Annotated in this window: 16 protein-coding genes; 7 read left to right on the forward strand and 9 right to left on the reverse strand. The window is 42.5% G+C overall.

Annotated elements, in window-relative coordinates:
* The first annotated feature begins 41 nt into the window (after nt 1-41).
* Nucleotides 42-2,081 (forward strand): hypothetical protein, encoded by a 2,040-nt coding sequence (locus ACVBIU_RS05320; protein ID WP_447164940.1) that lies wholly within the window; start codon nt 42-44, stop codon nt 2,079-2,081.
* A gap of 56 nt (nt 2,082-2,137) precedes the next feature.
* Here the strand turns inward: ACVBIU_RS05320 and ACVBIU_RS05325 are convergent, their stop codons facing one another.
* Nucleotides 2,138-2,632 (reverse strand): peptidylprolyl isomerase, encoded by a 495-nt coding sequence (locus tag ACVBIU_RS05325; RefSeq protein ID WP_447163240.1) that lies wholly within the window; start codon nt 2,630-2,632, stop codon nt 2,138-2,140.
* 424 nt (nt 2,633-3,056) lie between these two features.
* Here ACVBIU_RS05325 and ACVBIU_RS05330 point away from each other — a divergent pair, with 424 nt between their 5' ends.
* Nucleotides 3,057-4,442 (forward strand): aminotransferase class V-fold PLP-dependent enzyme, encoded by a 1,386-nt coding sequence (locus tag ACVBIU_RS05330; protein ID WP_447163241.1) that lies wholly within the window; start codon nt 3,057-3,059, stop codon nt 4,440-4,442.
* 172 nt (nt 4,443-4,614) lie between these two features.
* Here ACVBIU_RS05330 and ACVBIU_RS05335 read toward each other — a convergent pair whose 3' ends face one another.
* The 6 genes from ACVBIU_RS05335 to ACVBIU_RS05360 all read right to left on the reverse strand — a co-directional run bounded on the left by ACVBIU_RS05335 (nt 4,615) and on the right by ACVBIU_RS05360 (nt 15,023).
* Nucleotides 4,615-6,993 (reverse strand): EAL domain-containing protein, encoded by a 2,379-nt coding sequence (locus ACVBIU_RS05335; RefSeq protein WP_447163242.1) that lies wholly within the window; start codon nt 6,991-6,993, stop codon nt 4,615-4,617.
* A gap of 1 nt (nt 6,994) precedes the next feature.
* Nucleotides 6,995-7,933 carry a transporter substrate-binding domain-containing protein gene (locus tag ACVBIU_RS05340; protein ID WP_447159670.1) on the reverse strand — a complete coding sequence of 313 codons (939 nt, stop codon included), beginning with the start codon at nt 7,931-7,933 and terminating at the stop codon, nt 6,995-6,997.
* A 323-nt stretch (nt 7,934-8,256) separates the two neighbouring features.
* A complete protein-coding gene (gene norW / locus ACVBIU_RS05345) occupies nt 8,257-9,477 on the reverse strand; it encodes an NADH:flavorubredoxin reductase NorW (RefSeq protein ID WP_447163243.1) in 1,221 nt (406 codons plus the stop codon).
* Nucleotides 9,478-9,481: 4 nt separating this feature from the next.
* Nucleotides 9,482-10,963 (reverse strand): anaerobic nitric oxide reductase flavorubredoxin, encoded by a 1,482-nt coding sequence (gene norV, locus ACVBIU_RS05350; RefSeq protein WP_447163244.1) that lies wholly within the window; start codon nt 10,961-10,963, stop codon nt 9,482-9,484.
* 286 nt (nt 10,964-11,249) lie between these two features.
* Nucleotides 11,250-12,344 (reverse strand): cysteine synthase A, encoded by a 1,095-nt coding sequence (locus ACVBIU_RS05355; RefSeq protein WP_447163245.1) that lies wholly within the window; start codon nt 12,342-12,344, stop codon nt 11,250-11,252.
* 273 nt (nt 12,345-12,617) lie between these two features.
* The gene (locus ACVBIU_RS05360; RefSeq protein WP_447163246.1) at nt 12,618-15,023 is read right to left on the reverse strand and encodes a PKD domain-containing protein; all 2,406 of its coding nucleotides are present in this window, start codon (nt 15,021-15,023) and stop codon (nt 12,618-12,620) included.
* Between the two features lie 863 nt (nt 15,024-15,886).
* On the opposite strand from ACVBIU_RS05360, the gene ACVBIU_RS05365 reads away from it, so the two are divergent.
* On the forward strand, nt 15,887-16,198 hold the full coding sequence (locus ACVBIU_RS05365) for an Mg2+ and Co2+ transporter (protein WP_447163247.1): 312 nt from the start codon (nt 15,887-15,889) through the stop codon (nt 16,196-16,198).
* Nucleotides 16,195-17,226, forward strand: coding sequence for an HlyD family secretion protein (locus ACVBIU_RS05370; protein WP_447163248.1), 1,032 nt, complete (start codon nt 16,195-16,197; stop codon nt 17,224-17,226). Before ACVBIU_RS05365 ends, ACVBIU_RS05370 begins: the two co-directional genes overlap by 4 nt.
* Nucleotides 17,227-17,289: 63 nt before the next feature.
* Here ACVBIU_RS05370 and ACVBIU_RS05375 read toward each other — a convergent pair whose 3' ends face one another.
* The gene (locus tag ACVBIU_RS05375) at nt 17,290-17,970 is read right to left on the reverse strand and encodes a Bax inhibitor-1 family protein (RefSeq protein WP_447159677.1); all 681 of its coding nucleotides are present in this window, start codon (nt 17,968-17,970) and stop codon (nt 17,290-17,292) included.
* 228 nt (nt 17,971-18,198) lie between these two features.
* On the opposite strand from ACVBIU_RS05375, the gene ACVBIU_RS05380 reads away from it, so the two are divergent.
* The 3 genes from ACVBIU_RS05380 (at nt 18,199) to ACVBIU_RS05390 (ending at nt 20,154) form a co-directional block, all read left to right on the forward strand.
* The gene (locus ACVBIU_RS05380) at nt 18,199-19,020 is read left to right on the forward strand and encodes a helix-turn-helix domain-containing protein (protein ID WP_447163249.1); all 822 of its coding nucleotides are present in this window, start codon (nt 18,199-18,201) and stop codon (nt 19,018-19,020) included.
* A 134-nt stretch (nt 19,021-19,154) separates the two neighbouring features.
* A complete protein-coding gene (locus ACVBIU_RS05385) occupies nt 19,155-19,736 on the forward strand; it encodes a GNAT family N-acetyltransferase (protein ID WP_447159679.1) in 582 nt (193 codons plus the stop codon).
* A 166-nt stretch (nt 19,737-19,902) separates the two neighbouring features.
* Nucleotides 19,903-20,154 (forward strand): DUF2999 family protein, encoded by a 252-nt coding sequence (locus ACVBIU_RS05390; protein ID WP_248471200.1) that lies wholly within the window; start codon nt 19,903-19,905, stop codon nt 20,152-20,154.
* Nucleotides 20,155-20,401: 247 nt separating this feature from the next.
* Here the strand turns inward: ACVBIU_RS05390 and ACVBIU_RS05395 are convergent, their stop codons facing one another.
* Nucleotides 20,402-21,733: a toxin-antitoxin system YwqK family antitoxin gene (locus tag ACVBIU_RS05395; RefSeq protein WP_447159680.1), complete on the reverse strand. Its 1,332-nt coding sequence runs from the start codon at nt 21,731-21,733 to the stop codon at nt 20,402-20,404.
* Nucleotides 21,734-21,923 lie beyond the last annotated feature (190 nt).

The following is a 21,923-nucleotide window of genomic DNA, read 5'->3' on the forward strand; positions in this document are numbered from 1 at the left end:
TTACTATCAAATAAAGTGTGTACCATTATGGCTAATTAAAAATGAGCCATATCATTGAACATAAAATGCATATGGCCAAAAAGGACTTTGGCATGAAGCATACATCAACCTCCCTCGCTATTTTATTCCTCCTATCAGCCTGTGGAGGTGGCGGAGATGACGCAAAAATACCTCCAGTAACAGAGACTCCTCCAAATGTCGAAACACCCGAACCAAGTAAAGTGATAATCAATTCTGCAAACTATGAATTAATTAATATCTTCTCTTGGACAGTTCCAGAGGCGTCGATTCAGCTGGGAATGCTAACAAATAATTACTTAAATATTTTGCTAGCAAGCGATGATTTATCTGTCGAGCATATCTGCGAAAATAGCGGAAGCGCATCCATAGAACTGCTAGATAAAGACAATTCAAATGGCGTTTCTACTGGAGATGAAGTCAATATTGATTACGCTAATTGTCAAAGTAACGCACTGAATACTATTGTAAGTGGCAAACAACTCCTACTCATTAATGCCCTATCTTCAGACTCATCAGAGCTGATCTCTGATTTTGATATTAGCAGTGAGTCTAATGGTGATATCACCCAAGTTTTAGGCGCGTTTAAAGTGCTAAACCGTAACAGCACAAGCCAAGATTACCTTTCAGTTGAGCATAGCTCCAATGTTAAGTTCTCATATATAGATATGACTGATACTTGGTCTACGTTATTTGTTGAAAAAACCATAAACAACATCGATAAAACTTATGACATTACATTTAATTTCCAACTTTTATCTGATGGTTTAGAAAGCATAGTGAGCTGTGAAACGAAAGATGAAGTATCTGGCTTAATTTACGGCGAACCTAATATCTTTTCCATCTACTGCTATGGAGGGGAGAACTCACTACTACACGTTAAAAACTCATTTGAGACAGAGGAAGATGGTGTCGGTAGCGTTTCTAACAGCCAAGAAACTTTTACGTTTTCTCATCATTTTGAAGACACTACTGAAGGGGATTTATTTCAACCTATTACGCAGATTTATATGGATTTTATGTTTGATCTAGCAACAGCAAACATACAAGATCTGCGAATGGAATCTGTTATTGTTGACGGTATCCAGCATTTTGCATATGTCATTGGCTCTAGCTTCAGCGACGGCTCGAAAGGCAATATCCACAAAGTTAATTTAGCGACCATGCAATCAAAAGAGCTTGTATCGACTCAAGGTATTATCAAGCTAGCTCGGCTTTCAAAAAATGGTGATAGACTGTATCTGCTAGAAAAAACTGAAACAATCGAAGGCTACGACTATTCAAATGTTAGTATTTATAGCACCGAAAATCTGTCCACGGTTTCGAGTATAGATTTTAATCAAATCATTAAGGATACTTGTCATTCATGCGAAGCCACTCATATAACGATTTCAGATATCATTACCTCCCCAACAGAAAATGACACTTGGTTTGCAGCCGCTTATTTCTCAATAGGTGGAAATGATAAACACCAATTGTTTATGTTAGACACAAATGGTGTCGTTGCTTCTTCACCAATAATAGATAATAACAACTCTGTTTGGTACGGTGATCGAATAAGTCTAGCCATCAACTCAGATCACAAGCTGTTTACCCTACATAAAGAGAGGAATAACAGCGATCAATGGTTAAGTCAGTTTGAACTAAACGCAGGCTCTATCGAGTTTATAAAAAAAGTTAAAGCTAATGATGGTGAAAGTACAAACAACATCATTTTGATGGGCAGTGCTAATGGCCTAGTGTTTACAGAAAAAGGAAAGTTTTTTAATGCTGAGACACTCAATTTAGAATGGAGTGCGCCTTTTGAGCCTTGGATGGAAGCTAAACCATACCCTTTAATAATTAGTAGTGAACTAAATAAAGTTTATCAGCTACATGGAAGTAACTGGGAGCCAAGTTTCAAAACATTCTCACTCGATACTGGTACTTATATTAACCTAGAAAAAGCAGATTTTATTGAAGGGGCTTATCAAGGATTAATTATCAGTAACGGAGGAGCAGGATATATTGTCACTGTTGCACCAAATAAAATTACTCGAATAGGTAAGAGTTACCTTCCCTAACCTAGAAACAAATGCAGTCTCTGCCACGAGACTGCATACTAATTATGCCTTAAAAGTTACTGATTGATGGTGACTTTCTCAATAATTATCACCTCTCTTGGCACATCATCATGATCGCCCTTTGAGCCCGTTTTAGCCCGACCAATCTTAGTCACCACATCCATACCTTTGGTCACTTGACCAAACACAGCGTAGCCCCAGCCAGCGTTGGTGGTGGCCGTATGATCTAAAAAGCTGTTATCGGCTAAGTTAATAAAAAACTGCCCTGTTGCAGAGTGCGGCGCGTCGGTGCGAGCCATGGCAATACTGCCACGCACATTTTTAAGCCCTCTATTAGCCTCATTGACGATAGCTGCACGGGTTGGCTTTTCTTCCATTTCAGCGGTGAATCCGCCGCCCTGGATCATAAACCCTTTAATCGCACGATGAAAAATCGTGCCCTCAAAAAAACCGTCTTCACAGTACTTGATAAAGTTCTTAGCACTGACAGGTGCCTTGTCAAAATCAAGCTCTATCTCAATATCACCAAGGTTAGTGGTAAAGGTAATCATGGTCGTTTCACTCTCATCAAAAAATTATGCGGCGAAGGTAGCACTTTTAGTCAAACTTGACTGTAAAAATATAGCTTCTACTCGCATCAATTTTTGCCTTTTAGACAATGAATTTCATTTTGCTACAAAATGCTAAGTCACACTGGCTAGCCCTGCTAGTTTTTATGAAAAAGTTAAATTAATCAATAAAAAATCAAGTTTAAACACGTCAATAACACAAAGCGTCAAATTACCGTCAAAGCTATTGAAATATATGGATTTATGACAAAAAAGCAAAATACTATATGCGATATAAATCACGTTATTAGCTATTTTTAGACTATAAAATCCATCAATAAACATAGCATTTACCACCTAACAACCAAAAACAACAAATAAAAATATAAACAATTAATTTTAAAGACAATTAAAGGCGAGGATAAATATGAAACATGAAAATCAAGCAAGCTTAGCTAATGTCGATCGCAGACGTTTTTTGAAGACAACGACAGGTGTTGCACTGGCGGCTGCCGGAACAACGCTATTACCTGCAAGCGCTCAAGCGAGCACTGATGAGTATATTGAGACTTTCCATGGTCACGGTTCAGAACATGGCTTTTGGAACAAGGTACGTAATGAATTCATTTTAAATAAACGCACCACTTACATGAATATCGGTACAGCAGGTACCATGCCTAAGCGCGTACTGAAGAACTATAACCGCACCAATGAGCAGATCTCGATTAACCCTTGGAACAGCAATATTCCAACCTTAGATTATGCTAAGCAGATCGCCCCGAGTTTTGGTGCAGATGAACATGAATTGGTGCTATGTCGCAATACTACTGACGGTTTATGCACCATTATCAATGGCCTGCAGTTTGAATATGGCGATATCATTTTAACCACCAACCATGAGCACCACGGCGTTACAACGCCACTAAAGCATGTGGCACAACGCTATGGCGCCGAAGTCATTGAGTTGGCACTGCCGGTGTATACACCGAATAATGAAGTCAGCAGCGATGATTTCGTGCAGGTGTTTAACGACGCAGTCAACCTGTATGGTAACCGAGTACGCTTGATGGTGTTCTCTCATGTCACCTTCACTACAGGCACCACCTTGCCTGCTAAGCAAATCTGTAAAAAAGTCGCCATTCCAAATGGGATTATCACCATTGTCGATGGCGCCCACACGCCAGGTATGTTCAATCTCGATTTCCATGATATCGACTGTGACTTTTACTCTGGTGCAGGCCATAAGTGGCAGTGCGGCCCAGGCGCAACCGGTTTTCTATATGTACGTGATAACGCCAATCGTCTATTTGAGTTTTGGAGCGATCGCGAAACACCACTATGGTTCATCAATACCTCTTCATCTGCAGCTGAAGTACAAACTAAGTTGCAATCGGTTGGTCAGGATAACTACCCAGCAAAACGTGCATTAGCAGACGCTTGTGCACTGTGGGATGAAATTGGACGTGATGCAATTGAAGAGCGTATTTTAGATTTAAGCGCGCTGTGTAAGAAAGAATTAGCTAAGAAGTTCCCTGATGCAATGATCTTCGCGCCGAATATTCGCAAGCTTTCAAGCGGCCTAACCACGTTTAACCCATTTGATGACTTAAACAATGGCGAGCTACTGACCGAGTTTCGCGACCGTTTACATGAGGAGTATGGTTATATCGTTAGAACCACCTCTTTCTATCTAGACCCAAATGACCACATCAAGACTCACTCTTTGCGTATCTCGACTCACCTTTTCCACGACGACGATGATGTTAAGGGACTGGTTAAGGCGATGAAGCAACTCTATCGCGAAATGAAGTAATACCAATAGGTGTACAGTGAGGTGAATCCCCTCGCAAAATTTACGCTTACAGAAATAAAAACGGCCTGTCTTTTATCAAAGACAGACCGTTTTCTGATTTAATCGCAGCGACTGGGCCTGCTCACTGACTCATTCAACTGACTTATTCAACTGGCTTATTCAACGGGCTCGTTCAACTGACTTGCTTAATATCCCGATTTTGGGTGATATCAGTTTGCTGGCTGCATAACGGCTCATTAAGTGATAGCTGATCATTAATTAATAGCTGGGTAAACTCAGCCGCAGGAACCGGACGACTAAACAGATATCCTTGACCGAACTCACAATTATTTTGCTGTAAAAACAATGCTTGCTGTTCGTTTTCAATCCCTTCAGCAACCACCTTAAGCTTTAACGATTTCGCCATCGCCAGTATGGCTAATACCAGCGATTCATCGGAGCTACAGGTGCTCATATTATTGATAAAGGCGCGATCAATTTTTAACTTTGAGAATGAAAACTTCTGCAGATAGCTGAGCGCCGAATAGCCAGTACCAAAGTCATCAATAGATAAGCCGACGCCGAGTTGCTTCAAGTATGACAACATCTGCATCAGGGCATGACCTTGATCGATCAATAAGCTCTCAGTCACCTCCATATCGAGCTGACTTGCAGGTAAGCCTGTAGTCCTTAATACATCCACAATCCGCGCCTGTAACTGCTCACAATAACGGAACTGTACACTAGAGAAGTTGATCGCTATCGTGATTGGGCTAATCGCCTGCCAAGCAGCAGCTTGAGTACAAGCCTCATGTAAAACAATGTCACCGAGTCGGTGGATCAAACCATTTTTTTCCGCCAAAGGAATAAAGTCTTCAGGCGAAACAAAACCAAGTTCACTGTCGGTCCAGCGCATAAGCGCTTCGGCAGCAACTATTTTGCGTGTGGTAAGATCTAAGATCGGTTGATAATAGATCTCGATATCACCTTGCTGAACAGCCTGATGCAGACGCACATTGAGTGCAAAATTTCGCTGTATATCGAGGTTCATACTCTCATCGTAAAAACTGAAACCGTTTCTGCCCATATCTTTAACGCTATACAGGGCCGTATCAGCACGTTTCAGTAATGTCGACGCATTGCTGCCATCTCTAGGATACACAGACATACCAATACTGGCAGAAATAAAGAACTCTTGTTGCCCAATATGGAACGGCTTTTCAAACACAGATAAAATACTATTTGCCACCAGCTTGGCTGAATCTTGATGCTGGATCTCTGGCACAATAACCAAAAACTCATCACCGCCTAAGCGCGCTACAATATCAGTGGTACGCACAGCATTTATCAAGCGTTCACTGGCTTGCTTTAATAGTAGATCCCCTGCGTGATGTCCCTCGGTATCGTTCACCTGCTTAAAATTATCTAAGTCGATAAACAGCAGTAAAACTTGAGCCTTTTTCGCATGCGCGGTACGAATCGCCTCTTGTAAACGAGCCATACCATGGGTGCGATTAGCTAAGTTGGTTAATTCATCATGAGTCGCCTGATAAGCCAGCTGACTTTCCGAGGTCTTACGTTTGGAGATCTCTTCATGCAATTGAGTATTTTGCATCGCCAGTTTTTGCTGTTGCTCTGCTGATAACTCCACTTGTGTCTGGAGCACTAAGTTGGCGTTATTGACGCGCATTAGAAAGATCAAGCCCATAAATACTGGCAGCGCAAGCAGCGAAATCGCAGCAATAAACCAAGCAGAGGTAAAAATATCTTGTTCGCTAACAGGTTCAAACCAAGCTTCTAATGTAAAAGGAGTCGAATATACCCTTTTTTCAAAATAGATGAGCCCAGAAGAGTCTTGTCCGCTTAAGTGTCTTAACTTTGTCTGGTTGTTAGGCAGAGAATCCCAAACTGAAATATCGCCAGCAGACGTGATCAACTTGATACAACTGCCGCTGTCTTTATGTTCCTGAGTCGAGAGTAATTGAATAAGCAGGTCGGTATTAAAATAAGCAACCAAGATAGCCATAGGCTTATTCTGATGATAAATCGTCTGCAATAACTGAACGCTAATGCCATTAGCATCTTTAACTAGGTGCATCTTCTGGCCAACAGTCTCCATCTCTTTAATTGGCAGTTGGCTAATATCAAATTTCTGCTCAGGCTCAGTATCGATAATGACTGTTTCACCTAATCCAACAATCATCACCCTAGAATAGATCAGCTGATCCTCCATCTTATTGGACTGGGTAAAATTATCTATCGTCCTAGTAAGGCTAAACAAGCTTGTTCCTAAGCCATACTGCAGCGACATACCTGCGGCTAGGTTTGAAAAATAAGTATTCACATCACGTTGAAGACTTAAATTAGCAATGCTCTTTTCACTGGCATCGAAGAAAAAACTTAAACTCTCGGTGTAATTACTTACCCTGAGATTCAGCGCGCTATTCTGTGATTCCTTTAAGCGACTCTGACCTAAGTTAGTTACAGTCAAGATAAGGATTAAATATCCGCTGAGTAAGATACCCGCGATAATGATGGTGGTTTTACTATTAAACCATTTTAAGTGTTTCATTTTAATGATGAATACCAGCAGCAGACTGCTCAAAATAGTTTTGATAATAATGGAACACTGTCGGATAGTACTTTTTCACTAACCGATTATAGCTACCATCTAAACGGATCTGCTTTAGATACTGATTAAAGGCCTCACGCAACTGCGGCGAGTTCTTACGAAAGCCAATAGCCATTCTTTGGTCTTCTGAAATGGGACCGATAATCTTAATCGAATTAGGCCATTTATCTATGGCAATAAGTGAATCTGCAACATCGAGTAATGTCGCTTCAGCTTCAATCGTCAGTAAAAATGGCACCATTTCATTCAACTGCAACTGCTTAGTGGGCAAAATGATATTTGCTTGCGTCAAATGTAAGTCATAAAGATCAGGCTCTAAGCAAGACTGCTCCATCGCCAAAATATCACGACCTTTGAGTAATTCTTTAACCATGGCGACATCCTTAAGCGTTGACCCCGTCGGCTTAATGGGCTTCAACTCTGATCCGGTACGTGCCACTAGCCATACCGCCGATGGAAAGTAGTCATCAGAGAAATCAATAACTTCCTTACGCCAATCTAGGGTAGTCAAGCCGTTGCCTATGATGTCTCCCGCTATCGGCATTGATTCACCGTAAACAATCTGCTTATCAATAAACTGCGCATTACGACCTGTCAGCTTACCCAGAACCGTTGTCCATTGTGCTGGCACAAACTGATATTCAACACCAAGATGCTCAGCAAAGTTTTGCATCAGCTCAATATCGAGGCCACTATGGCTAATCTTGTTACCTTCTGTGTACTGAGAAACGAAGTTGGCATAGGGCACGCCGACATGACGTAACACCCCTTCAGCTTTAATCTCGGCTAAATCCCTTGCCATAACCTGAGAAGCAGACACCCAGAAAAAGAAAAGGACCAGCAAGCCTTTGTTCAACGTAGAAGTGCGCCTTGATTTCACTTGAAACCTCATTGTAAATGTCTCTCGACTTAAGGAATATTTAGGTAGAATTTTGAGCGTGGAGTATACCGATAGCCGCTATAAATTCCACGACCTAGCCAGCAATTTTAGCAATCACGCTAAGATTTTCTCACTTAGCATGACAAAATACAAAATAAACAAATTAAAACAAGCATATAGATACTAATCAGTAACGAGTCAATTACAAGTGAGTAGCGTAAAAATAGTCAAAGACAACTAAAACCCAATAAAGAGTAATCAATAAAAAATAGCCAATAAAAAAAGCCAACTAAGCTGGCTTTTAGGCAAGCTTACGTAAACTGTTAATTTAAAAGTTTAAGTAAAGCAAAAGCATTGGTCATGTGTCCCTGCGTTACAACAAAGCCTTGCAACTCTCCATCACAATTAAACGCTGTTACACTGCAACCATTCGCATCAATATCCAGCTGCCAACGACTTACATTTTTAGCGGCATTTCCCGCAAGTTGAATGGGGTAATGTGGCGTTTTAACTTTGACTAACATGGCTGGTAATGTGAGTGTCGTCGCCTGACCCAGTAATGTTTTAGCCAATGCGTTAGCGCCCAATAAAGCAGGTTGTAAATACGCTAATACCTGACCATTAATTTCAGCGCAGTCACCGATTGCAAACACATCTCTCGCAGATGTTTGCAGGTAATCATCCACCACAATCCCGCGGCCCAATTGCAGTCCAGCCTGTTTGGCTAAATGGGTGTTAGCTTGCAAACCTACAGCACAGAGAACGCGATCGACACTAAAAATGTCACCTGTCGCTAACTCAACCTCCAGCCCCCCACCATGATTAAGATCAGGAGTATTATTAAGACTAGGAGTATTAAGCTCACTGTTCTCGATTATTGCGCTATTAGCGCCATAATCAATGCGGCTAACCGTATTACTAAGCACAAGCTGCACGCCCAATTGCTGCATCTGCTTAGCGAGTTGATTGGCAATATACTCAGGTAATAAATTTGCCATCAGTTGATCGCAAGCATCCACGGTGATCACTTGTTTACCCGCACTGGCAAGATCCATCGACAACTCGACTCCGATCAAACCTGCGCCAATCACTAAGATCCGCTCCGCTTGATGCAAATCTTGTTGGCAACGTTGAAATTCTTGCAAACTATTTAGCGTCACCACGCTATCAACTGCCGTGCCAGTCATCCTTGGGACCACCGCGCTTGCACCCGTTGCTAACACCAGTTTTGCATAATGATGGATTTTTCCTGCAGCGTAGATCTGGTGTAGTTCCGGAACAATCTCTTCCACATAAGTGTTGGCATGTAACTCAAAATTCAGTTCTATGGCTAACTCTGATCCTGATATTCGCACCAGATCACTCGCTAGCTGCTGCTTTGAAAACACATGGCTCAAGTCTGGTTTGTTGTAATCATCACCATTATCAGCAGTAAAAACGTGAATCGCAGTAATGGGATCGCTACGCCGGATCGCTCTAATAAGCTGGTAAGCGGCAAAGCCACTGCCAATAATGATAATCGGTGCATCATGTTGGTCCTTCATCACGCTAAGCCTCTGCTATTGGTTGGAATACGCCTTTACCAATCCCACATTCAGGGCAGAGAAAGTCTTCAGCAACATCGGCCCATGTCGTGCCTGGATCTACACCTTGATTTGGCTCACCAATAGCCGGATCATAAACCCAATTACACACAGTGCAGAGCATGCGTTGTTCGCTGGTGTCACTAGCGCTAACGGCCGCTGGAGCACTTGGAGTGAAACATTCAACAGCCAAATCAACTTGAGGTGGTTCACGATTAACAATGTTTTGCTTTAATGGTTCTGATAGATCTTTAAGCGCCCATTGTTTAGCAATATGTCTGCCGTAATCACGACATTCGCGCATCGCTTTACCGTCTGGTCGCCATTTAGTTTTCATGCCATATGTAGTTTCAAAGCCCGCATCAGTTAAGCGAGTATGAATGCGATCCACCGCGCCACCATTCCAACCAAAACTACCAAAAGCACCCGCTTTCTTATTTTTAAAGCGCAAGCCAGTGATCTCTTCAAGCATGCCAGCCACTTTTGGCATCATCACGTTATTCATGGTTGATGATCCCACCAAGATCCCTTTCGATCTAAAAATGCTGGCAAGAATGTCATTCTTATCTTGGCGTGACACATTAAAGACCTTAACCGCCACACCCGGATCAACATCATGGATCCCTTGTGCAATCGCATCGGCCATCATGCGCGTGTTATTCGACATAGAATCATAAAACAGGGTAATACGATCTTCTTGGTAATCATTCGCCCACTCAAGATACTGATGAATGATCTGAGTCGGATTATCACGCCATACAATGCCGTGAGAGGTTGCGATCATATCCACTGGCACATTAAAGCTCAGCACTTCATGAATTTTCGCGGTGACTAGGCTGCTAAACGGGGTCAAAATATTAGAGTAATAACGCAAACATTGATCCATTAACTCGGTTTGATCGACTTCATCGTTAAAAAGATGCTCATCACAATAGTGCTGGCCAAAAGCATCATTGCTGTAAAGTACCCCATCACCTGTTTGGTATGTCATCATGCTGTCAGGCCAATGCAACATCGGCGCTTCGATAAAGATCAACTGCTTACCATTACCGATATCTAAGGTGTCACCGGTTTTCACCACATTAAAGTTCCACTCTGGGTGATGGTGATGACCCACTATCGAATCAACCGCATTCTCGGTGCAGTAAATCGGCGTGTTAGGAATTTTTGCCATCAATGCAACCAGTGCGCCGGAATGATCTTCTTCTGCATGGTTAATAACAATATAATCAATCTGATGTAGATCGATCTCCATCTCTAGATTTTGAATAAACTGCTGACTAAATCTGTGGTCAACGGTATCGATCAATACCGTCTTTTGCTCGCGAATAAGATAACTGTTGTAGCTCGTACCTTTAGTCATCTTAAATTCTGTACCGTGGAAATCTTGTACTTCCCAGTCGCGTTGGCCTACCCAGTGGATATTGTTTTTTACATGGATTGTCATATGTGCACCTATTACTTAATTCAACTAGTGTGTTTACACTAAACTTGAATAAGTAATAGCAGTTAACATGCCAACACATTAACAAATTGATTATGCTGAACTAAATAAAAAACACGAACAAACAGCTGTCTAAATGACATCAATAAATCACATCAAAAAGACACTGATTATGTCTTAATGACAATGACAATGACATGTAACTCCGAACAGTTGCAGTAATGGGAGTAAAGTTTTATATAGTTATCAATAAAAATATAACTTAGCTCCCAATCTCAGCCGATATTATCTACTCAAACTGAACTTCCACGACCTCCGATAATGGCTGTTTTTGATAGCGACTAAACATCGCCTCAGCCGTTTCACTCTGTTCACTAATGCCCTTTTCTTGTAAAAATTGTTCATTGTAGAGCTTAGATGAGGAGCGTTCTGGCTGGTCACAATAAAAAGTTACTATGGTATTACCTGAGCCCATTTTTGCCGCAGCATAAAGCGCTCCCGCGACATTCAGCGCTGCGCTACTGCCTAACACTATGCCATCATGCGATCTAACATGCCGAGCGATGGCAACCAAGTCGAGATCAGGCAGGGTGATCGCTTTATCGATCTTCGCCTGATTAAAGTTTTCCACCAAACGCATAATGCCGATCCCTTCGGTAAAAGAGCCTCCACTAGAGGCATATTCGCCCATTTTTAGGTAGTGATAAATACCGGATCCATCGGGATCTACCAGCCAAGTTTGTAGCTGTGGATTTTGCTCAGATAAATAACGTGAGTTGCCAGCAATGGTGCCACCAGTGCCCGCAACTGAGACAAGTGCATCTATTTTGCCTTGGGTTTGCAGCCATATCTCAGGGCCTGTATGAACGAAGTGAGCCTGACTGTTACTGGTATTTTCAAATTGATCCGCCCACCAGTAATCACTATTTTCTTCCCCAAGACGCTTTGCCGTATGATAAAAGTGCTCGGGGTTGGCAAAAGGACAGGCATCCACTAACTTAAGTTCGGCATCATAAAGCGAGATCATCTGCTCCTTCTCTGGCGCTTGGCCTTTTGGCATCACAACTAACATCTTGAACCCAAGAGCCTTTGCCACCAAAGCTAAGCCAATACCTGTGTTACCCGCGGTCCCCTCGACTATGGTCATTCCAGCAGTTAACTTGCCACTAGCAACAGCATCTTGCACCATCTGCAGGGCGGCGCGATCTTTGATAGAACCGCCGGGGTTTTGCTGTTCACACTTAAGTAAGATCTCACAGCCACTCAACTGACTCAGGCTATTAATGCGTAACAGAGCTGTATTACCGATAAGATCGGTAATCCTGTTGGAGATTAAAAGTTGGTTCTGTTCTAGACTTTGATCTTCTGCTGAGAAAGGTGACATAGCAGGCTGTCTCTTTTGGCTGCAATAACTCAATATTAGGCATTAATAGCAGTAAAGCCAAACCTATCAAATTTCCAGCAAAAGATTAAACCTATATTCCCAGCCCCGACGACACAGCTAACTGCCAACGGTTAGCTGACCATGACTCACTACACCCAAGCTAACTCACAAAGTTTAACTAAGACGACAAAAATAAAAGGCCCCTTCTAAAACTAAGAAGAGGCCTTATTCGTGAACTCTATATGCAACAAAGTCCTACATATTTACTTTAGATTACTGGTTGAGCATAGATACTCTATTTGGCTCAAGGATCATGCGTTGAACCGCAGAGTTAACCATTGGGCTGCTCGATAGTCGCTTACTCGGTGAGTTTGCTTGCTCTGAATTAGCATTGTTGAAATACTCTAAGTCAATTAGCTCGTACATATTCCAGCGCGGCGCAATATAGTAGTTCCACTCATCGGTAGAGTTTTGACGCCAAACCTGCGCTTCTTGTACATAGAAACGCTTACCTATACGACCATCAATCACTTTTAGTAAACGCCACTCGCGGTACTCGCAAGACTCGTCTTTATCCCAGCACTTCCAATCGGCAAAGCTATGCTTTAACTTGCCGTTAGTCTCAATGGCCCAAGTCATTACATTACCTGAATAATTAATAAGATTTGGCGGTGTGCCTTCGGCGTCCCAAAAGCGAGTTCCAGAGTTGTCATCTCGCGTTTGGAAGCCAAAAAATACGCTCTCGGCTGCAGTGCAATCCAGACTCGTTACTGAATAGCAGTAATTCAGCTTATCACCATCCCAGGAGTCGGCTGACCACTGATTAATTGTAGTTTGCCAATATTGCTCTGTGCCTGTTAAAGCGGTTTCAACAGTAAAACTTGTTTCCGCATCTAACTGAGTCGCGAAGCCAAATAACGACGCAAGCAACTGACCATCTTTATCAGACGCTTCTGAGTAGATAGCCAAATCACCAGCACCACTATCGATAACTGAGTAGGTTTGATTAAAGTCAGCAAAGACTAGCACTAAAGTGCCGTCTGTTACAGACCAATCAAACTCAGCACCAGTGTCCTTACTCACACCACTGCCACCAGCTAGAAATTCCAGCACTTCAAAGTGATTATTCTGATTGCTCGTCGCGTTATAAACCTCAAATCCCCATAAACCGGCAATATTCGTATCGACGAACTCGACACCTGCGGTTGCCGACTTACGCATCAAAGTATCAGAGGAATATGTACTCTCCCAAGTCTCCGTAATAATTTCACCATCGACTTCAACAGGTGACATAATCACTTTAGTGACACTTTCTACTCGATAAGTATCTAATGCTGAGCCTGTTGTCAGGCGCGTCATACGCTCGGTTATTGGTTCATTACTCACTTCAACTTGAGTGATCCCTGCCGCGAGGATTTTATCTCTCAGCTCTTGTGGGAGCTTATCTAATGAGCTAACACTTGGGTAGCTCGCACTAGGCTGAGCGTCTGTATATGTGAGTAAAATATCCCCAGCTTCAACCAACCAAGTGAACTTAGAAACACCATAGCTAGTTGCAAGCTCACCAATGTTATCATCGGCAAACTCATAACGACTGCCGCCTCGGGCAATGAAAGTCGGTGCTACTGGAGTAGTTTGGTAATATAAAGATGGAATATCAGCAGCTTCAACTGGCGGCGTTAATTCAGGATCGGTAACTACAATATCAATCGCCGCTTCTATAGCGCCTGGCGTCGCTTCCTCAATGGTTTCAACCAATGCATTATATTGAGCTGGGTCAGCAAGCACAGATACTAGATCGGCACCGTCTTCAAGTATCGCTTCATCACTATTAATTAGGATCTGTACAACAGCAGCAGCCTCAATCAAGGCATCTGGATCAATCTGACTTTCAACGAGTTCAAAGGCCTCTAAATTACTAGGCTCTTCACCGCCATTGGCAGCAACGAGAAGACTATATAATGCCGTCGATACTGCAGAGACAGAGATAGCAGGCGTATCCTCTACCGCTTGTACGCCTTGAGATGCGACTCTTTGATACTTTGGACTTGCCTGAACCTCAACAATAAGTCCGCTCAACTGAGATAATGAAGGTAAAAGCGAAGCGAGTTCCAAGCTTGATTCTGTAGCCGCGGTTAGCTTCACACTCGAGTTCAACTCAACATCATCATCAACAGCTAGATCAACACTAAAGTTACCCGTCTCATCGACTAAGCCTTCTACAGCCTCATCACCAACAGTCGCAGTCACTTTAGCGCCAAAATATTGTTCACCTACGACTTTACCAGCTAATTTATAGATATTTTCAATACGTTCAATATTGGTGTCAGCGGTAACTGCTGTCGTTGCGCCTTCATTATCAGTAACAGTCACTTTAAAGCTGATTGGCGTATCGATAGCAACTGAAGGAGCTGTAAAGCTGATTTGCGCCGAATCGATACCTGTAAGTTCTAGCTCTGGCCCTGCAGTTTGCTCCCATAAATAACTTGCGATACTGCCATCGCTATCACTCGCAGATACCGACAGTGTTGAGGCTGACTTCTCTGTCAATGGAGCAAACTCGGCACTTAGCATAGGCGCGGTATTGGGGATTTCGATTGGAGTGTTGTCATCTGAGCTGCCACAACCACTAATTAAAGCGCTACTAACAAATACTGACAATATGCTTTTCTTCAACATGATTATTATTCCTATAATCTTTCTTGTTAAACATCGCGAGTAAGCAAACTGACGAAAGAAGGGAGGATTCCATTAGCTCACTCTCTAACATCACAGACCCACGACTCATTTTAGAGACATGATCTTACAGAAGTATGTAATCAATTTGTATAAGTATTTATTCGGTAAAGTAAAAACCGTGTTAAGTTTTGTTTGGTAGGGGCATTAAAGATGAATTACTGATGAAAGCATTGAAATAGCTAGTGAAAAATATAGCCAACTTTCTACTCGCATAGTGCATTTTTTATAATCGTTATTAATTACCCACTTATCAACACCATAAAAAGTCATTCTATATCGAGTCATGCAAACGATAAGAGCTCAATCAATTCATATGGCTTTATAGAACGACTTCATTGACTTACCCCTCCCCATTAAAAAATAGGAAAACAACAAACTGGATATTAGGTGCGTTCCGAGTAACTATTTCGCGGATGATTATCTTCATACATATCGTTCAAAACAACATATAGCTCTAAAAACAAACGCTTAAGCGATAATCCCTACCAAAAAAACAAATACTGATAGCAAGCTACTGATTAAATGAAAATAAAATTAAAGATAAATAAAATTTAAGCAGCATTTCACCGAATGCAAACCCAACTTAAAGCATGAAAATACTCAACAAAATGCATTTAACTAAACTAACGTATCAAAATTAACTCCCCCCTAAAACATCGATTCATTATCAAAATAGCAATTTAATGACACAAATCTCTATAACAGCCCCAAGAGTTCAACCTGGGTTCAGCTAGCTAACGCTAATATTCATTTTAATTTAATGCCTTTTTTAGCCTAGCGAGTGGCTTACTTAAGAGAGTTTAATGAAGATCCATGACACAGATTTAGTCTATGAAAGCCTGCCAAGCGTAATGGTTTTACTCGATTCAGTGGCCTTTATGTGGGTCGTTACCCTGATCACTGTCGCCATATTTGCCTGGACAGGCCTAAAGCTTTGGCACTTACACTCATTACCCAAATACCTGGCTAAAGAGCGCGGCATGCAGCAGGCCAAACTGGTCTTTTGGCTCTGTATGTTAGGCCTGTTTTGGAAGCCGCTTTGGGTACTGGCTGTTATTGCCATCGTTACCGATTGGGACCGAGCACAAGAGTGGATTAGAGGAACCCGAGCATGAAAGAGATAATGCTACCGTATATTTTTATTGTCTGGTTGTTGTTCAAGTTCAAGGTGATCAAGTCTAGACCGCGTAACTACTTTATCAGCGTGTTTGTAGGTTGCTTAATTGCCCTCACCCTGTTTTTAGCTCACCGGTTTTACTCCCCTGCGGATCTGACAAACTCGACAACGGTCAGAGCTCCTCACGCGATCCTCTCACCTGCGTTTGGACAACAGATTGATAAAATTACCATCGATCATAACCAGCAGGTAAACAAGGGCGATCTACTCTACACCTTAGTGGATGACAAGGTCAGCAGCGCAATCGATGAAATCAATGCACGCATCAATGAGGTTGAACGCAGCATCGAAGCCACTGAAGTTAAGCTGGCGCAAGCAAAGCGTACTCATCAACGCAAAGCCAACCTTGGCGAGCATGTTAGCGAGCGCGACTTAGAAAATGCCGAGGATAACGTAGAGATCATTAAAGCTGAGCTTAAGGTGCAACACGCTCAGCTTGAGGTGCAATATGCCCAACTACGTAAGCAACAATTTGAGCTCAAACGCCTTGAAGTTCGCGCTCCGTTTGACGGCATGGTCACCCATGTTTATATCGCCGATGGCTCAAGAGTCGGTGCAATGCACCTGTGGGATACTGGGCGTAAATTTGTCGAAATGCGCATTCCAGATCAATCCTTTGCCTATATTCAACCAGGTCAATTTGCCGAGTTTTATATTGATGCTTATCCAGGGCAGATTTTTAGAGCTAGAGTACACAGCAAGGTTGAAGCAACGGGTGAAGCTCAAGGAGATATCTTACCTCGCGAACAGATGGTATCTCGTCATATCAACTTAGGTTCAATGCCTGTTGGGCGTACCGTAGTGCTAGAAATTGATGAGGCCACGATGGCGATGTTACCTATTGGCGCAACGGGGTCAGCATGGATAAGTGCCGATAAACCTCTGTCGATATTAGGCTTTCTCGACATTATTGGCGGCGCAACCGTGCGCTTAACCGCGGTTAAGTCTTACCTTAATCCGCTATAACGCAATCAAAAACAAAAAGCACAGCTTAGGCTGTGCTTTTGTTCAATCTCATTTCGTGCCAAATTACGAGCGCAGTGATTCAATAAGATGCAGAAGACGCATAAATAAATTAATAATGTGCACATACAGCATGCCACCAAAGTCTATCGCTTCATCTAAGGTTTCACCGTACTCACAAGCAACGGCCCAAGTGTAACCAATGTAACCACACATGCTCAGTGCAGCAATCAAATGGATCATATCGTGACTCTGACCAAAGAACAGCAACCAAGTCAGCTCAACTGACACAATCCAACCACCTACCACGCACAATACTTTACCAAAACTAACAAAGAGCTTAGGCACAATCGTTGCGGTAATAATCATTAGTAAGGTAATGCCTGCAGTGTACTCAACAGCTAACGCGACCTCTGCAGCAGTAAATCCTTGTAGGAATAGGCTCAAGGTAATACTGATGCTCAAAGTCATCAGGTTGTAGCCTAAAAAACTAATCAAGGGCACCGGATACTTGAGCATAATCAAGCAGCCAGCCATTAATGAAGCAAACACAACTGCCAATAACACCCAAGGATTTATCCATTGCAGTATTTCAACTGGAAAATACGCAACAGCAAGATAGTTAATGCTAAAACCCCAAATTAGCACTAAACCAATCACTAAATTGAATACCCGTTTGCTTACAGGCCTGTCTTCTAAAAAGACGCCTGATAAATACCGATTCATACTGACTTCTGATCTTTGCATGCCAACTACCTTTTGACTAACACCAAGCGAATGCTATAAATTTCGCGTAGCTTAACCAAGGCAGTAGTTTAGCTATATAGCGGCGAATAACTTTTGCAGAACATATCAACAAACAAGGAATTAACTGCATAATACATATACAAAAATCATCTTTCTGCACTTCAAATCTTCCTAGGCTAACCTCTAAAGCCTGTTATTATTCAAACACGGCCTTTTATCGAGCTAGCTATGATCACTTGGAAACATCAAATAGACTCACTAAAGCACCTGATTGATTGGGTGTGGTATCTCGATGTTTCTGCTGACGACAACATTGATGCCATGCCGCAACTGGTGCCCAATGTTAATGCCCATTATATAATTTCGCCCAGCCAGCAGCCCTATCAATACACCAGTGCTAAAGCTCAGTTTTCAGGCAGTGGCAGCTACTTGCTTACAGCCAATACTCAGACTTTGATCCTTGATGATAAACCGCCACTGACCCGTTTAGGTTTTCGCTTTACTCCCACGGCGCTGTATCAACTTAAGCAACAGCAAGCTGGAGTTATCAACCAATGCGTAAAAATAGATTGGCTAGATGATTTACTGCCGCCTGAACGCTATCAAGCCTTAATAGCGCAAGCAAATAAAGAAACACTGCTACAGCAGGTTGAGCGAGATCTCAGCCCGCTGCTCACCATCGCAAAGTCTGACCCCACGGTAAACTTAGTTGAAAAGTCCTTACTCTTTATCGAACAAAGCAATGGCATGCTCAGCAGCGAGCATTTAGCCAAGCAGTGTTTTTGTACCAAACGCACCTTAGAGCGTGCCTTTAGCAAAGTGGTTGGCTTGAGCATTAAGCAATATCAAACCATAGTGAAGTTTGAGGCATTGTTTACCCATCTATACCAGCATCCGTTAAATCCAGATTGGGCCGCTTTAGCCGATCAATATGGCTTTAGCGATCAGCCACATTTGATCCGCCAGATGAAAAAGATCTTAGGCGTAACCCCAGCTGGTTACATCAGCGCACGGGATCTTGTTATCGATATTTATGGCGACTTTGAATAATAAAGCTGTTCCGCTAAAGCTGTTTGCAGCAATTGGTTTGAGCAAACGTTAGCTGAAACTTGTCGCAAATGTTCAATCGCTAGCTTATTGGCCACGCTATGATGGGCGCATATTCATTATTTAGGTAAGCAACATTGTCGATTACACAATTTAAATTAGGCCAAGCAATCCCATTAACAGACTCGCTAACGATTGAGTTAATTAAGGCGAGTGATCTGAGTGAGATCATCACCATGCTGGACGATCCTAAGGTCGCAGAGTATTTGTTTTTCGCACCATCGCCAGTTGAGGTTTACCAAGGCTTCTTTAACCCGATTATTGAAAACACCGCAGAGGCGATTAGCAAAGGCCAATGGCCAGATAACATCACTGTCGTTATTCGCGATCTTGATGGTCAATATATGGGAATGGCTGGCTTACCTGCGGTTATGTTTATGCAGGGTAACTTTGAAGTCGGCTATCAACTGCCAGTGCACGCTTGGGGTCAAGGTATTGCCACTGCGGCCTGCAAGTTTTTAACTCATCTTGCCTTTAGTGAGCTCGATGCCCATAAAGTGACTGCCGATTGCCACATTAGTAACACCGGCTCATATAAAACCATGCAAAAGTGCGGTTTTGTGCATGAAGGTACCCAAAAAGATTATTTCAAAATGGCGCTGGGGTTTGACGACCGCGTGCACTATGGCATCACCAAGGCGCAATTTCAGGCTTTATAAGCATGATTATTACCCGCGCAGTTAATGCTTCAGCGCTGCTATAAAGGCGCTTTACCAAAGTCGAAATCGGTAAAACTTGGCATACTGTCGATTTAGCTTGGTATAAAAACCGTGATGAGTGTTAAAATCTAGGCCTATTGATTTTAGCCAACATAAAGGTAATGCAATGAACCCGATTCTTGCGATCTTAAAAGAGCACAATGTAAGTGATGAACAAGCTAAAGAGCTGTTCCAAACTCTGACTGAAAACCCAATGATGGCTATGGCAGTGATTGGCCAACTTGGTATTCCACCAGAGAAGCTACAGCAGCTAATGGGTCTTGTTATGCAAAACCCAGCTTTAATTAAAGAAGCTGTTGAAGAGCTAGGCCTAGACTTTGCCAAAGTTGAAGCGGCAAAAGCCCAGCTGCAAAAGTAATAGTTGCAAAAGTAAAGCACCAGCTCTTGCTGGTAAGCAGCTTGAATACTACAAAAGAAGTTATCCTAAACGCCTTGCGCAGCCTTTGCTACAAGGCGTTTTTGTTTCTAACGGCCATTCATTAGGCGTTGCTAAGCGATACACTCAAGCACAGATGAAAATGCTTATATCAAACCAATTATAATCATCAGTTTTTCCAGCGCTTTAATCATCAATCTTTTAACCACAAGCTTTTAATCATCAAGCTTTAATCACGCGCCATTATCTTAGGCTCTGCAAACTTAGGGATAGTCAAATCATTAGGAATTAGCGGTAGCACTGCACCAATCACATCGTGACCATCGCTGGCATCAACAAACTTCCACGTTTTACCAATATCGGTAGAGTATCCCAATAAAGCAGAGTTCCTGAATATCTTGCCTTCTGCAGTTTGTGTACTAATTGTCATCGGCAAATAAGCGCAATATTCATCACCATCAATAAACATTTGGGTGGGCTCAGTAAATGTCGCTGAATCTTGACTAAAAGCGCCTGACTTCATCCTTTCGGTGAACTGCCAAATAATACGTTGATAAGCGACCCTTGCACCTTCAAACATTATCTCTTCATCGAGAATAAAGCCCATAAACGTATCAACATCATTATCAGTAATGCTTTGCTGAAACAGCTTGGCGGCGGCGAGAGCCTTGGCAACCATTCGCTGACCTTGAAGGTCGTAATACTTCTGCTCACCACTGGGCTGCCCATTAATAACCGCCGTGTCCCACTTCAGTTGCCCGTTAGGCCAAAACTCTTGTAATGTGCCATTACCTTGAGCATCGAAATTGGCTCGTTGATCTAGTGTTCCATCCTCTGAATAAGATTCAGCGAAGCCGACTATCTGGCCATCTTTAAAGTTACGCTTAGCTCTAAGGCTGCCGTTGTCGTGGTAATCTGTAAATTCGCCCTGCTCTAGCCCTTCATCAAAAAATCCCTCTTGTGCGAGCAGACCATTTTCATGAAAACGCTTTCTTATTCCCGCAGGGTAGTGCTCGTCATAATGTAGTGTGCCGTCCTCATAAAAAGTCTGCCAATGACCCACCCTATCAATTCCTAGCTCATAGCCGCGGAGCTTCAACTGGCCATTATCAAAGAAATATTCAACTAACTCAGGTTCTAGTTCGACTTTTGGCTCAACGGGGAAATCGGCTGTTTTCATAATAAAGTCTGTATTGAATGACTCGCCTTTCTCTTGTTCCTCTTCAGAAAGTGTCGCCAAAACAGGCAATAATGCTTCGATTGAACCTTGTAACTCCTGCTTAGCAAGTGCATCAAATGTCGCTGAACCGCTCGACTTTTTAACCTTAGTTTGTACTTCAGTACTTTTACCAACGTCATAATCTACTGCAACCACTACTTTGAGCTGGCTAAACTCAGTGTGGCTTTGCAGCGCTTCTTCCCCGGCTATCAAGCTCAATACATAGCAGCGCTCAAAGGTATTGCACTCAATGGGTTTACGCTTTGCTTGATCGCTGCAACCCACAAATAATAAGCTGATGAACATAAAGCCAAGAGTAATAATAGATTTAATAAAATTCATAGGGTTACAACTAACAGCGATAGATGCTGTGCATCCTAAAGTAAAAATCAACCAGGCGAAAGTACAGTATGTAAACTGAGAGGGATAGCTCGCTATAAGTGGCTAGTACGGGACTTATTGTCATATGTGTAAAACAAGGCCAACAACTTTGCAGGCCTTGCGGTGCAATAAGCTTGGGATGATTTATCAT

It is taken from the genome of Shewanella sp. 30m-14, from assembly GCF_052977125.1.